Source organism: Amycolatopsis sp. NPDC000009 (assembly GCF_055563465.1).
In genome coordinates, this window is sequence record NZ_JBVHDI010000001.1 from 1,052,912 (window position 1) to 1,066,707 (window position 13,796).

Annotated in this window: 11 protein-coding genes; 6 read left to right on the forward strand and 5 right to left on the reverse strand. The window is 69.8% G+C overall.

The window, feature by feature from the left end; all coding sequences use genetic code 11:
* Positions 1 to 18 precede the first annotated feature (18 nt).
* A complete protein-coding gene (locus ACZ3HL_RS05280) occupies positions 19 to 1,467 on the reverse strand; it encodes a sodium:solute symporter family protein (RefSeq protein WP_465528909.1) in 1,449 nt (482 codons plus the stop codon).
* 111 nt (positions 1,468 to 1,578) lie between these two features.
* Here ACZ3HL_RS05280 and ACZ3HL_RS05285 point away from each other — a divergent pair, with 111 nt between their 5' ends.
* From ACZ3HL_RS05285 to ACZ3HL_RS05300, 4 genes are all read left to right on the forward strand, one after another.
* Positions 1,579 to 3,063 carry a PucR family transcriptional regulator gene (locus ACZ3HL_RS05285; protein ID WP_465528911.1) on the forward strand — a complete coding sequence of 495 codons (1,485 nt, stop codon included), beginning with the start codon at positions 1,579 to 1,581 and terminating at the stop codon, positions 3,061 to 3,063.
* Between the two features lie 81 nt (positions 3,064 to 3,144).
* Positions 3,145 to 3,822 carry a response regulator transcription factor gene (locus ACZ3HL_RS05290; protein ID WP_465412215.1) on the forward strand — a complete coding sequence of 226 codons (678 nt, stop codon included), beginning with the start codon at positions 3,145 to 3,147 and terminating at the stop codon, positions 3,820 to 3,822.
* Positions 3,819 to 4,946 carry a sensor histidine kinase gene (locus tag ACZ3HL_RS05295; RefSeq protein WP_126731554.1) on the forward strand — a complete coding sequence of 376 codons (1,128 nt, stop codon included), beginning with the start codon at positions 3,819 to 3,821 and terminating at the stop codon, positions 4,944 to 4,946. The genes ACZ3HL_RS05290 and ACZ3HL_RS05295 overlap by 4 nt, the downstream gene beginning before the upstream one ends.
* Positions 4,947 to 4,972: 26 nt before the next feature.
* Positions 4,973 to 5,797, forward strand: coding sequence for an aldo/keto reductase (locus ACZ3HL_RS05300; protein WP_465528913.1), 825 nt, complete (start codon positions 4,973 to 4,975; stop codon positions 5,795 to 5,797).
* Positions 5,798 to 6,036: 239 nt separating this feature from the next.
* Here ACZ3HL_RS05300 and ACZ3HL_RS05305 read toward each other — a convergent pair whose 3' ends face one another.
* On the reverse strand, positions 6,037 to 7,644 hold the full coding sequence (locus ACZ3HL_RS05305) for a CehA/McbA family metallohydrolase domain-containing protein (protein WP_465528915.1): 1,608 nt from the start codon (positions 7,642 to 7,644) through the stop codon (positions 6,037 to 6,039).
* Positions 7,645 to 7,722: 78 nt separating this feature from the next.
* Here ACZ3HL_RS05305 and ACZ3HL_RS05310 point away from each other — a divergent pair, with 78 nt between their 5' ends.
* Positions 7,723 to 8,268: a permease-like cell division protein FtsX gene (locus ACZ3HL_RS05310; protein ID WP_465528917.1), complete on the forward strand. Its 546-nt coding sequence runs from the start codon at positions 7,723 to 7,725 to the stop codon at positions 8,266 to 8,268.
* 156 nt (positions 8,269 to 8,424) lie between these two features.
* Here the strand turns inward: ACZ3HL_RS05310 and ACZ3HL_RS05315 are convergent, their stop codons facing one another.
* Both ACZ3HL_RS05315 and ACZ3HL_RS05320 read right to left on the reverse strand, forming a co-directional pair.
* Entirely contained in the window at positions 8,425 to 10,536 is a 2,112-nt protein-coding gene (locus ACZ3HL_RS05315) for a 3-hydroxyacyl-CoA dehydrogenase NAD-binding domain-containing protein (RefSeq protein WP_465528919.1), read from the reverse strand.
* A 2-nt stretch (positions 10,537 to 10,538) separates the two neighbouring features.
* Positions 10,539 to 11,771 (reverse strand): thiolase family protein, encoded by a 1,233-nt coding sequence (locus ACZ3HL_RS05320; protein WP_093934543.1) that lies wholly within the window; start codon positions 11,769 to 11,771, stop codon positions 10,539 to 10,541.
* Between the two features lie 185 nt (positions 11,772 to 11,956).
* On the opposite strand from ACZ3HL_RS05320, the gene bla reads away from it, so the two are divergent.
* A complete protein-coding gene (bla, locus tag ACZ3HL_RS05325; protein ID WP_465528921.1) occupies positions 11,957 to 12,874 on the forward strand; it encodes a class A beta-lactamase in 918 nt (305 codons plus the stop codon).
* Between the two features lie 105 nt (positions 12,875 to 12,979).
* On the opposite strand, the gene ACZ3HL_RS05330 is transcribed toward bla, so the two are convergent.
* Positions 12,980 to 13,567, reverse strand: a complete 588-nt coding sequence (locus ACZ3HL_RS05330; RefSeq protein ID WP_465529123.1) for a D-alanyl-D-alanine carboxypeptidase family protein — start codon at positions 13,565 to 13,567, stop codon at positions 12,980 to 12,982.
* Positions 13,568 to 13,796 lie beyond the last annotated feature (229 nt).

Sequence of the window (13,796 nt, forward strand, 5' to 3'; positions counted from 1 at the left end):
GTCTCCTTCGAATGGTTGTCAGGACTGCGAAGCGGCGAGTTTCGCCTCTTCTTCGGCGGCCGCGCCGCCGTTCAGGCGGCGGGTCCACACGGTGAGGATCTCGTCCGAGGTCCGCGGGGTGAGGAAGCTGACCAGCAGGTACACCGCGAGGCTGGACCCGAGGCCCCAGTAGATCGGGCTGTTGGCCTCGACGCCGTCGACGAACATGAACGTGATGACCACGACGGTGCCGACGACCATCGACGCGAGCGCGCCCTGGCGGGTGCCGCGTTTCCAGGCCAGCCCGCCGATGATCGCGACCAGCAGGCCGCCGACGAGGATGTCGTAGGCGATGGTCAGCGCGTTGACGACGTCGTCCACGACCATCGCGATGCCGATCGCGACGATGCCGAGGACCAGCGTGGTGACCCGGTTCCTCGCGACCTCGTCGGCGGCCTTCTTGAGGCCCAGCTTGGAAAGCAGGTCCGAGGTGCTGACCGTCGAGCACGCGATGAGCGCGCCGCTCGCGGTCGACATCATCGCCGAGAGCGCCGCCGCGAGCACCAGGCCGCGGACCCCGGCGGGCAGCTGGTCCTCGACGATGGTCGCGAACGCGTCCTGCGCGCTGGCGAGGTTCGGGTACAGCGTCTTGGCCGCGGTGCCGATCAGCGCGCCGGCGAGACCGTAGACCAGGCAGTAGACGCCGGAGACGACGCCGCCGCCGGTCGCGATGCCCGGCGTCCGCGCGGTGAACACCCGCTGCCAGATGTCCTGGCCGATCAGCAGGCCGAAGCTGTAGACGAGGAAGTAGGTGAAGATCGTGTCGCCGCCGATGGCGGTCAGCTCGAAGTAGCTCTCGTCCAGCCGCGCGGCCATCCCGTCGAAACCGCCGGCCGAGACGATCGAGACCGGCAGCAGGATCAGCAGGATGCCGATGGTCTTGATGACGAACTGGACGATGTCGGTCAGCGTGATCGACCACATGCCGCCCAGCACCGAGTAGAGCACCACGATGGAGCCGCCGATGGCGATCCCCGCCCAGCTGGGCACGTTGAAGAGGACCTTGAAGATGGTGGCGAACGCCAGCGTCGAGGTGACGGTCAGCATCAGCGTGTAGCCCCACATGACCACGCCGGAGATGGTGCTGGTGGAACCGCCGTAGCGCAGGTCGAGCATCTCGCCGACGGTGTAGACGCGCAGCTTCACCAGCCGCCGCGCGAACAGCGTGTGGAGGACCAGGATGCCGACGCCGATCGCGATCACGAGCCAGGCGCCGGAGATGCCGTAGGTGTAGCCGAGCTTCACCCCGCCGACCGTCGAAGCGCCGCCGAGAACGACCGCGGCCATCGTGCCCGAGTACATGAACCAGCCGAGGCGGCGGCCCGCGACGAGATAGTCGGATTTGGTCTTGGCGAGCCGCAACCCGAACCAGCCGACCCCGATCATGCCCGCTATGTAGAGCGCGATCACCGCGTAGTCACCGGCCACGGTGTCCTCCTTGACTTGGGGCTGTTCGCTTCGTCCGGGTCACCGTAGGTTCGTTCGCGGCTTGAACGACATGGGATGATCCATCCGAACTCCAGTGTGAGTGAGGATGAAATGACCCAAATCCACGATCCGTTCGACTCGGATGTGAATGTCCCGTTACGGGCCGTGGTCGGCAACCCGGAACTGGCGGTCGACCCGGTCGGGGAGACCCTGCGGCCGGGCGCGCTCGACGCCCCGGTGCGCTGGGCCCACGTCAGCGAGCTGCTGGATCCCGCGCCGTACCTGCTCGGGGCGGAACTCCTGCTCACCGCCGGGGTGAACCTGCCGGTGGACGCGGCCGAGATCGATCGCTACGTCCGGCGGCTGGCCGAAAGCGGGATCTCCGCGCTGGGGTTCGGACTCACGCCGGGCACGCACGAGACGCTGCCGCCGCGGCTGCGGACGGCGTGTGCCCGGCACGGGCTTCCGCTGCTCGTGGTCCAGCCGCGGACGCCGTTCCTGGCGATCAGCCGCGCGGTGTCGGTCGCCCTCGCCGAGGCGGGGCAGCGGGAACAACGGCGGATCGCGGTCGCGCGCGAGGCGCTGACCAGGGCGGCCGGGGACGGACTCGGTGAACTCGCGAGCGCGCTGGCCGGGCGGCTCGGGGCCTGGGTGGCGCTGGTCGGCGTCGACGACGTCCTGGCCGCGGACCACGGTGCGCCGTCGCCACTGCCCGCGGAAATCCGGGAACTCCTCGCCACACTTCGGACGGGCCGGGGGATCCGCAGCGCGACCACGGAACTGGCCGACGGCACCCACGTCGTCGCGCAGCCGGTGTACCCGCAGGCGACGGCGTCCCATCTCGTCGTGGTCGGCCGCGTCGCGCGGTTCGACGGCGCGGACCGCTCGATCCTGTCGGTCGGGGCGGCGCTGCTCGGGCTGGTGGGCCGCGCGGGTTCCGACGCGGCCGGACTGGGCGCGACCGCCACCGCCCTGCTGCTGGGGGAGACCGACGTGCTCGGCGGGGACGAACGCCGCCTGGTCGCGGGGATCGCCTACCGCCGCGGCCCGAACGAGGTCGCCGCCCGCTACGACTGGCTGCGTGCCCGGCTCGACACCCCGCTCGTGCGGTTGCGGCCGGGGCCGCGGTTCACCGCGATCGTCAGCGAGGCGCCGGAGATCGGCGACCTCGACCGGCTCCGCGCCGACGGCTGGCTCGCGGTCGTGGGTTCCCCCGTTCCTCCCGGACGGCTTCCCGAAGCGGCGGGCGAAGTCGAGCTGCTGCTGACGCGGGCGACCGCGCTGGAACGGCCGATCGTGGCGGAAGACACCGCGGGGCTGGACGCGCTGATCGATCCGGGCGCCGCCGCCGGATTCGCCTCCCGGACGCTGGCGCCCCTGCGCGAACTCGACCGGAAGGGGGACCGCGAACTGGTCGGGACGCTGCGGATCTGGCTCGCGCACCACGGCGGATGGGACCGGACGGCGGCCGAACTCGGCGTGCACCGCAACAGCGTCCGGCACCGGATCGGGCAGATCGAGCGGGCGCTGGGGGTGGACCTGGCGGATCCGGAGACCCGGATGCGGCTGTGGTTCGCGTTGCGCTGGGCCTCGTGAGTGGTAAGGACGGTTAGAACCGTCCTTACCACTCACGAGTCCAATAAGGTCACTCTCAGGAATGTGTGGCAACGTAGGGTCGTGCGAATTCTGGTAGTCGAAGACGAAGAACCCCTCGCCGACGCGATCGCACGCGGCCTGCGACGCGAGGGCATGGCGGTGGACATCGCGCTCACCGGGGACGACGGGCACGAAAAGGCCGCCGTCACCCGGTACGACGTCGTGCTGCTCGACCGCGACCTGCCCGGCATGTCCGGTGACGACCTGTGCCGCGAGATCGTCGCGTCCGGCGAGCTGACCCGTGTCCTGATGCTCACCGCGAGCGGTTCCGTCTCGGACCGCGTCGACGGGCTTTCCCTCGGCGCCGACGACTATCTCGCCAAACCGTTCGCCTTCCCCGAACTCGTCGCGCGCGTGCGGGCACTCGGCCGCCGCGCGACCCCGGCCGCGCCGCCGCTGCTGACTTCGGGCGACGTCGAACTGGATCCGGCGAGGCGGACCGTCCGCCGCGCGAGCGGCCCGGTCGAGCTGACCCGCAAGGAGTTCGGTGTCCTGGAGGTGCTGCTGTCGGCCGCCGGTTCGGTGGTCAGCAGCGAGGAACTGCTCGAACGCGTGTGGGACGAGAACGCCGACCCGTTCACCACCACCGTCCGGGTCACCGTGATGACCCTGCGCAAGAAGCTCGGCGAGCCGGGCATCATCGAGACCGTCGTCGGCTCCGGCTACCGGGTGCCGGAGCAGGGGACCGCGCGCGGGTGAACCTGTCCGGTGCCCGCAGCCTGCGCGCGCGGGTCACGCTGCTCGCGACCGGGCTGGTGGCACTGGTCAGCCTCCTGTTGCTCTGGCTGACCTGGAATCTGGTCGGCGACGCGGTTTCCGCCGTCCCGCAGCTGCCGCCGGGCACCACGGTGCGGGTCGACGGCGTCGACGTCGACGCTTCCGCCGTCACCGAGCATCTGCGGGTGTACGCCAGGAACCGGGTGCTGTTGTTCGGCGCGGTCGCGTTCTGTTTCGTCGTGCTGGCGGCGGGGATCCTCGCGTGGACGTTCACCGCGCGGGTCCTGCAACCGCTGCGCGAGATCACCGGTACCGCGCGGCGCCTGTCGATCGAATCGATGGGCGAGCGGATCGGCGAGGTCCGCACGAAGGACGAACTCGCCGAACTCGCCGAGACCTTCGACGACATGCTCGACCGGCTTCAGGCCGCGTTCGACGCGCAACGGCACTTCGTCGCGAACGCCAGCCACGAACTGCGGACACCGCTCGCGGTCATCCGCACCGAACTCGACGTCACCCTGGCCGACGAGCACGCGGACGAAGCCGAATTACGCCGGATGGCGGGTGTGGTCCGCGACGCGACCGAGCGGGCCGAGCGGCTGGTCGGTTCCTTGCTGCTGCTCGCGCGCACCGACGGCGCGGGACTGGTGGCCAGGGAACCGGTGGATCTCGCGGTGATCGTCGCGACCGCGTGGCGCGCGGCGCGGCCGGACGCGGAGAAACGCGGACTCCGCGTCGAATTCGCGACGCAGGGCGCGCCGACGTTCGGCGATCCGGCGCTGCTGGAACGGATCGCGGGAAACCTGCTGGAGAACGCGGTGCGGCACAACGTCGACGGCGGCTGGCTGGACGTCGTCACGCAGGCGGGTCCACAGTGGTCGGTGCTGCGGGTGCGGTCGTCCGGCGGGCTGCTCGACCCGGCCGCGGTCCCCGAACTGTTCGAACCGTTCCGCCGCGCCGGCGTCGCCAGGACCGCCCGCACCGGCGCCGGGCTGGGGCTTTCGATCGTGCGGGCCGCGGTCCAGGCGCACGGTGGCACGGTGTCCGCGGAACCCGTTGTGGGCGGCGGTCTTTCGGTGACCGTGCACCTGCCCGCGCTGCCTTGACCCCCGGCTGGGGTTACGGTTCGAGCATGGTTCCCAGTATTCGGCTGAACAACGGCACGTCCCTCCCGCAACTCGGGTTCGGGGTGTACAAGATCGGCGACGACGAGGTCGTGGACGCGGTCCGCACCGCCATCGAGGCGGGCTACCGGGCCATCGACACGGCGACCCTGTACGCCAATGAGCGCGGAGTCGGCGAGGCCGTCCGCACCAGCGGGCTGTCCCGTGAGGAACTGTTCGTCACCACGAAGCTGTGGAACACCGAGCACGGCTACGACTCGGCGTTGCGCGCCTTCGACGCCAGCCTGAGCGAGCTCGGGCTCGAGTATGTCGACCTGTACCTGATCCACTGGCCGCTGCCCGCGCAGGACAAGTACGTGGAAACGTGGCGGGCACTGGAAAAGATCGCCTCCGACGGCCGGGCGAAGGCGATCGGCGTCTCGAACTTCCAGATCCCGCATCTGGAGCGGCTGATCGAGGAGACCGGGATCGTCCCGGCGGTGAACCAGATCGAATGCCACCCGTGGCTGCAGCAGCCGTTGCTGCGGAATTTCCACGAGAAGCACGAGATCGTCACCGAGGCATGGGGGCCGCTGGCGCGTGGCGGGGATCTGCTCGCCGACGAGAAGATCACCACCATCGCGGAAAAGCACGGCAAGACGCCGGCGCAGGTCGTGCTGCGCTGGCATGTGGAGATGAACCATCTGGTGATCCCGAAATCCGTCACGCCGGAACGGATCAAGGAGAACATCGATGTCTTCGATTTCGCACTCGACGCGCACGACGGCGCCGCGATCGCGACCCTGGAGCAGGGGAAGCGGCTGGGTCCGGACCCGGACACCCTCGGCTCGTGAGTGGCGCCCTCACCGCATTTAGTCCTCTGAATGCGGCGAGGGTGCCGGGCGGGCTACCGCAGTGAGCCGATCACGACGCCGAGTGTCCATAAAGGACGGCAGAGCCCGGCCGGTTGCCTGATTCGGGCGCTTTGCGCGCGGGGTCGTGAATGGTAATGATCGTTCTAACCGTCTTTACCACTCACGACCCCGGCGCGAGAACACGCAAAGTGCATTTAGTCCTCTAAATGCGGCATGGACTAACGCACGTCCACGAAGATCGGGTTCCCGTACAGCCACAGGTCTTCGAACGGGTTCGACTGCCCGACCACGTCGGCGCTCGGTTCGATCCCGCCGGGCACGTGCTTCTTGCCGTCCGTGCCGCGCGTCCGCACGAAGAACGGCTCGCGCACGTCGCGGAAGGTGTGCCGGAAGGCGACCCGCCGTCCCGGCGCCCACCTCGGTTCGAAGGACCGCACGATCCGCGTGCCCGGGGCGGTCTGCGTGTCCCGGTCGGCGGCCGGGCCCGTCACCGGGCCGGAAACGAGGTCGAGCCGCGCCAGGCGGGGGATCGTGCCGCCGCCGTTCGGCCGGGCGGCCAGCTTCGCCGAGACGACGACCGTGACGTCGGATCCGCGCCGGACCCGCAGCCTGCCGCCCATCGTCGCCGAGCTCCACCCGCTGTACGCGCCGAACTCCAGTTCCTGCGCGAGACCGCCGTGCACCACCCAGACGCGTCCCGCGCGCAGGCCTTCCAGCACGCCTTCGTGGCTTCGCCGCGACACGCCGACGACGGTCCGGCTGAACTCGGCGGGCGCGAAGTCCGCGTACGGGGGCAGAGTCTGCGGGACGCCGGTGTCGATCGGGTCCGGGTAGGCGCCGTGCTCGTCGTAGTACCCGTCCGGGACACCGGGCCGGACATGAGTGTCGCCGCGGTTGTAGTGCGAGTCGGAGTTGCTGGTGACCCACCACGGCTTTCCTTCGGCCAGCAGCGAATCCCAGAGCCCGCCGACGGTCGCGGTGCTCCAGTCGAAGCCGCCGTAGGTGCGGTAGGCGGCCTCCGGGAAACCCGGCCACGAGTTCGAACCGGGGGAGTTGCCGTACCCGCCACGCGCGCCGCCACCACTCCCGAGTGGTTTCGGGAAGCCGTCGGCCTGGGCACCCGGCGCGCCTTCCATCCCGATGACGATCCCGGGCGCGGCGTCGCGCAGCGCGCGGATCTCGTGCGGGGCGATCCGGCCGTTGCGCAGCGGATGGTTGACGACCACGACCGGCGCGTGGATCCGGCGTGCCCGCTCTTCGGCGGCGAGCCAGCGGATCGCCGCGACGGCCAGCGCCTCGTTGTCCGGGGTGCCCGGTTCGGTCCCGGTCAGCCGCCAGTCGAAGGCACGCTCGAACTCACGCAGTTTCGCGGCCTGGTTCGCCCCCGCCTGGAAGAACAGCGTGGCGTGCTCGGCGCCCGGCACGTTCCACTCCATGCCCTGCCACAGCAGGAGATCGGGATGTTCGCGCCGCGCCGCCCGGATCGCGGCGTCCGTGCGCTCCACCGACGACTTCTCGTGCGCGGCGTGGCCGTGATCGGTGATCACCGCCCAGTCCGCCCCGTGACGGCGGGCGTCGCCGGCGATTCCGTCCACTGTGTACATCGCGTCGTAGGAGTACTGCGTGTGGATGTGGTGATCGCCCACCAGCCACCGGTAGCGGTCCCGGCCGAAGAGCAGGTCGACATCGATGTCGAGATCGAGGTTCAGGTCGAGGGCTTCCGCCGGGGCGGTGGCCGCGAGCGGGGCGCCCGCGGCCGCCGCGGACACGAGGCCCGCGCGCTTGAGGAAGCCGCGGCGGTCGACGCCGGGTTTTTCGCTGTTCACCGGCGGCACGGTAAAGAGCCCGGCTGAACGGGTGATGTCCGGACGGCGAATGAACCGCGCCGTGTGATGATCGTCCCTGTGGAAGAACCGGAACGGCCACCCAAGGCGCCGCGGCGGTTGCTGTGGGTGGCCGGAGTCGTCGCGGTCCTGGTCTTCGCCGCCGTCGTGACGACGGCCGTCGTCGTCCTGAACCGGGTCGCCGAGCCGCCCGCCCCGGCGGCGTTGCCCCGGGACACCGTGCCCGTCCCGCTGGGGGAGCGGGAACTCTGCGGGCTCCGGTTGCTCATGACCATCGGTGCCGACGCGGACATGGCCGTCGCCGCTCAGGTGCTCCAGGACGACCCGAAGGCCCGCCGGGTGTTCACCGAAACCAAGGCGCAGGCGTACGAGCGCTTCAAGAAGCTCTTCGCGGACCGGCCGGAAATGTTGAAGGCGACGACGCCGGACGTGCTTCCCGCGGCCGTCCATCTCGTGCCCGTGGCCGGAACCGACGTCGAAGTGTGGGCGAACGAGCTGCGCCGGCGATTTCCCAGTGCGGAGAAGGTCGACGTGCTCGATCCCGCGCGGATCGCCGCCCAGATGACGACCACTCCGCCGCCCTGCCCGCCTTCAGGAGAACGTTGACAGCCCGTCTCCCCGGGGGATGGCCGGGGAGACGAACCTTCCGGCCCGGGGACAAGGTTTCACGAAAACGCAGTAGATCGCCACAGAATCCACGAAAAACGTGAAAGGCCACCGCCTGCGATCAAGGGATCGCCGACGGTGGCCTTTCGCCGAGGCCTAGGAGAGCGGCACGCTAGCCACGCCCGGGGCCAGGAACGGCTTGCCGTTGACCTTCTCGGACACGCCAGCCCGGTCCAGGTACGGCGTGATGCCGCCGAGCCAGAACGGCCAGCCCGCGCCGAGGATCAGGCACAGGTCGATGTCCTGCGCCTCCGCGACCACGCCCTCGTCGAGCATGATCCGGATCTCTTCGGCGATCGCGGCCAGCGCGCGGTCACGCACCTGCTCGGACGTCGACGGCGAGTCGCCCCGCTGCCAGAGTTCGGCCACCTCGGGGTCGACGGTGGCGTTGCCCTTGTCGTCCCACTGCCAGACGCCCTTCTTTCCCGCCTTGACGAAGCGGTCGAGGTTCTCGCTGACGGTGAACCGGTCCGGGAACGCCCCGTGCAGGGTCTCCCCGACGTGCAGGGCGATCGCCGGGCCGACGAGCTGCATCAGCGTCAGCGGCGTCATCGGCAGGCCGAGCGGCTCGAGCGCCTTGTCGGCGACGTCGAACGGGGTGCCCTCGTCCACGGTCACCAGCACCTCGCCGAGGAAACGCAGCAGCAGCCGGTTGACCACGAACGCGGACGCGTCCTTGACCAGCACGCTCGACTTCTTGAGCTGCTTGCCGAGCGCGAACGCCGTCGCCAGCGCGGCGTCGTCGGTCTTCTCCGCGCGGACGATCTCCAGCAGCGGCATCACCGCGACCGGGTTGAAGAAATGGAACCCGACCACGCGCTCCGGGTGCTTCAGCTGCGACGCCATCGCGGTGATCGACAGCGACGAGGTGTTCGTCGCCAGGATCGCCTCGGGGGAGACGTACTGCTCAAGGTCGGCGAAGACCTTCTGCTTGACGCCCAGCTCCTCGAACACCGCCTCGATCACGAAGTCGGCGTCGGCGAACGCGGACTTGTCGAGCGAGCCGGTGACGAGCGCCTTCAGCCGGTTCGCGCCGTCCGGCGAAACCCGCTTCTTGGCCAGCAGCTTGTCGATCTCACCGTGCACATAGGACACACCCTTGTCGACGCGTTCCTGGTCGACGTCGGTGAGCACCACGGGCACCTTGAGACGGCGGACGAACAGGAGCGCCATCTGGCTGGCCATCAGGCCCGCGCCGACGATGCCGACCTTGTTCACCTTGCGCGCCAGCGACTTGTCCGGCGCGCCCGCCGGCCGCTTGGCGCGCTTGTTGACCAGGTTGAACGAGTACAGCCCGGCGCGCAGGGTGTCGTCCATCAGCAGTTCGGCGAGCCCGTCGGTCTCGGCCGCGTAGCCGCGGTCCAGATCGTTCTCGCGGGCCAGCTCCAGCAGCTCGACGGCCTTGGTCGCGCCGGGGGAGGCGCCCTTCGTCCGTCCGTCCACAATGGCCTTGGCGCGGGCGATCGCGGCGTCCCAGCCCGCGCCGCGGTCGATCTCGCGGCGGGCGGGGGTGATCTCGCCGTTGACGACCTTCGCCAGCCACAGCAGGGACTGTTCGAGGTAGTCGGCCGAACCGAAGACCTCGTCGACGATGCCGAGCTCCGCCGCCTGCGCGACCTTGAGCATCTTGTTCTGCGCCAGCGCGTTCTCGATGATCACGGTGACCGCGGCGTCCGGCCCGATCAGGTTCGGCAGCAGCTGCGTGCCACCCCAGCCCGGGAACAGCCCGAGGAAGACCTCGGGGAACGCGATCGCGGCGGTGTTCTCCGAAAGCGTCCGGTAGTGGCAGGAGAGCGCGAGTTCGAGCCCGCCGCCCATCACCGCGCCGTTGATGAACCCGAACGTCGGGATCTCGGTTTCGGTGAGACGACGGAACACGTCGTGCCCGGTCTGCGCGATCTCCCGCGCCAGCGCCGGATCCGCGACCGCTTCGACGCCGGAAAGGTCGGCGCCGACGGCGAAGATGAACGGCTTGCCGGTGACCGCGATCGCGGCGGGCTCGGCCGCGAAGGCGGCGTCGATGGCGGCGTTCAGGCTCACCAGGCCCTGCGGGCCGAAGGTGTTCGGCCGGGTGTGGTCGTGGCCGTTGTCGAGGGTGATCAGCGCGACGGGCTTGTCGAGCCCGGGCACCTTCACCAGCCGCGTGACCGCGTTCGTGACGACCTCGTCGGGGAAGGCGGCTTTCGCCTGCTCAGCGGTGAAAGTCATGGCTACTTGGCCCCCTCGAACGCCGGGTTCTCCCAAATGACGGTGCCGCCCATGCCGATACCGATGCACATGGTGGTCAGGCCGTAGCGCACGTCGGGGCGCTCGGCGAACTGACGCGAAAGCTGCGTCATCAGCCGGACGCCGGAGGACGCGAGCGGGTGACCGCAGGCGATCGCGCCACCCCACTGGTTGACGCGGGGGTCGTCGTCGGCGATGCCGAAGTGGTCGAGGAACGCGAGCACCTGGACGGCGAACGCCTCGTTGATCTCGAACAGGCCGATGTCGTCGATCGACAGGCCGGTGCGCTTGAACAGTTTCTCGGTGGCCGGGACCGGGCCGATGCCCATGACCTCCGGCTCGACGCCGGCGAAGGAGTAGCCCACCAGGCGCATGCCGATGGGCAGGCCGAGCTCGCGGGCGGTGTCCTCGTCGGCGAGCAGCGCCGCGGTGGCGCCGTCGTTGAGACCGGCCGCGTTGCCCGCGGTGATCCGGCCGTGCGGGCGGAACGGCGTCTTCAGCCCGGCGAGCTGCTCGACGGTGGTGCCGGGGCGCGGCGGCTCGTCCTCGGTCGCGAGACCCCAGCCGAGCTCCTTCGAGCGGGTGGCGACCGGGACCAGCTCGGGGCCGATCTTGCCGGTCTTGACGGCCTCGGCGTACTTCTCCTGGCTGCGCGCGGCGAAGGCGTCGGTGCGCTGCTTGGTGATCGCCGGGAACCGGTCGTGCAGGTTCTCCGCGGTCTGGCCCATCACGAGCGCCGTCGGGTCGACGAGCTTGTCGGCGATGATGCGCGGGTTCGGGTCGACGCCCTCGCCCATCGGGTGACGGCCCATGTGCTCGACGCCGCCGGCGATGGCGATGTCGTACGCGCCGAAGCCGATCCCGCTCGCGGTCGTGGTGACCGCGGTCATCGCGCCCGCGCACATGCGGTCCAGCGCGAAGCCGGGCACCGACTTCGGCAGGCCGGCCAGCAGCGCGGCGGTGCGGCCGATGGTCAGGCCCTGGTCCCCGATCTGGGTGGTGGCGGCGATCGCCACCTCGTCGACGCGCTCGGGCGGCAGCTCGGGATGCCGCCGCAACAGTTCACGGATGGCGTTGACGACGAGATCGTCGGCACGGGTGCCGGCGTACATACCCTTTTCGCCTGCCTTGCCGAAGGGCGTTCGCACCCCTTCGACGAAGGCGACATTGCGTACCGACCGCGCGTTCGGCGCGAGCGGTGTTGCTCCTGCGGCCACGAATGCTCCTGAAGTTGAGGTAGTCCTGACCGCACCCTAGCCCCGGTTACCCGTCGGTAACCAGGTTGGTGGCCCGGTCGAGTGGGGGAAGGCACACTCCCGGGGTCACCCGCCTCGGCCGCTTGGCCGATCCGTGGGCGGTGGGGAAGTTGCTATGTTCGAAGTGATCAGGGGGAGGGATCACGATGAACTCGCCGGGGCCGGCCGTCACCCGTCGTGCGCTAATGGGGATGGCGGTCCTCGCCTCGCTGGCCGCCTGCACTCGCGGGTCTCCGCCTCCGAGCCCTTCGTCCCCGCCACCGGCCCCGCCGTCCACCACCCGCCAGTTCCACGACCGGTTGATGGAGCTGGAGAAGAAGTTCGACGCCAGGCTCGGCGTGTACGCGGTCGACACCGGAAGCGGCGCCGCGATCGAGCACCGCGCCGACGAGCGTTTCGCGTTCTGCTCGACGTTCAAGGGGGTGGCGGCGGCCGCGGTCCTTCAGCGCAATCCGTTGTCACATCTGGAAACCCGGGTCGAATACGCGCGGGAAGACCTGATGAAACACGCCCCGGTGACCGGGCGGCACGTGGCCACCGGCATGACGATCCGCCAGCTGTGCGACGCCGCCATCCGGTTCAGCGACGGCACCGCGGGCAACCTGCTGCTGCGGGACCTCGGCGGCCCCGCCGAACTGACGGCGTTCACGCGCAGCCTCGGCGACACCGTCACGCGGATGGACCGGGTCGAACCGGCCATCACCGAAGCGACGCCTGGCGACCTTCGCGACACCACGACACCGCGGGCCTTCGCCGCCGACTACCGGGAGATCGTGCTGGGCGACACGTTGACGGCCGGCAAACGGGACTTCCTGCGCGACCTCTTCCAGCGCAACACCACCGGCGGCCGGCGGATCCGCGCGGGCCTGCCGTCCGGCTGGGCCGTCGCCGACAAGACCGGGACCGGCGAGTACGGCACGCTGAACGACATCGCCGTCGTCTGGCCGCCGGACAAGGCACCGCTCGTCGTCGCGATCATGTCCAGCAAGGCGACCAAGGACGCTCCCTACGACGAAGCGCTGCTCGCCGAGGCCGCGAAATACGTCGCCGAAACCCTCACCTAGCCCGAACTCGCGTGATTGAAGGCGTAACTTGCGTGATTGAAGGCGTAACTCATGAGTTACGTCTCTGATCACGCGAGTTACGCGTCCAAGCACGTGAGTTACGCGTCAGTTGCCGGTGGCGCTGGGAAGCAGGGCCGGGCAACCGCCCGTCTTGTACGCGGGGTCGTACTCGAAGTGCCATTTCTCGTTGTCGTAGCGGCGGCACCAGCCGAGCGCCCCGCCGTTCCTGTCCACCCACGCGGCTGAGTTCAGCGGCTGGATGTCGACGGCGATTCCCTTGACGTGCATGGACGTCTCCGGTTGCAGCGCCCATTTCTTGGCCTGCTCCACCGAGCCGAACCGCTCGACGGCCTTGTCGAACTCGCGCTGCTGCTGGGCCCGGCTTCGTTTGCCGTCGTTCACACAGAGCGTGACATTCTGCGCTTTGGCTTTGGCGCGCATGGCGTTCCACGCTTCGATCACGTCCGGGCGCATGCCGAAGGTCTCTTCGTCGACATAACGCTTGTCGACGGCGCAGGTCGGGCCGGACTCGGGCCCGGGGACCTCTTCGAGGACCGCGAGCGCCTGCCCGTTCACCGGTTTGACGGCCAGGCCGGTGGCGCCCAGCGTCACCATCGCGGCCACGACGAGGCCGAGCGCCACGAACACGCTGGTCACGGTCCGGCGGCTGGAGGTGGGTGTGGTCGGCACCACTCCGAAGCTACCCAGCGTTCGGCGGGGCGCCACGGTTTGTGAGGTTGTTCCCAGAATGGCGGGTACAGACAACCTCGTGAGTGGTAAGGACGGTTCTAACCGTCCTTACCACTCACGAGACCTGACCGGCGATGTCACGTGACCGACCGGACGACACGCGTGATCCGACGGACGACACGCGTGACTGGATGGACGACACGACCGCGCGGATGGGGTTCCGCCGCGAGTC

Coding starts and splice junctions, on each gene's coding strand:
- ACZ3HL_RS05285 (WP_465528911.1), top strand. CDS start 1,579: ATGACCCAAATCCACGATCCGTTCGACTCGGATGTGAATGTCCCGTTA.
- ACZ3HL_RS05300 (WP_465528913.1), top strand. CDS start 4,973: ATGGTTCCCAGTATTCGGCTGAACAACGGCACGTCCCTCCCGCAACTC.
- bla (WP_465528921.1), top strand. CDS start 11,957: ATGAACTCGCCGGGGCCGGCCGTCACCCGTCGTGCGCTAATGGGGATG.
- ACZ3HL_RS05315 (WP_465528919.1), bottom strand. CDS start 10,536: ATGACTTTCACCGCTGAGCAGGCGAAAGCCGCCTTCCCCGACGAGGTC.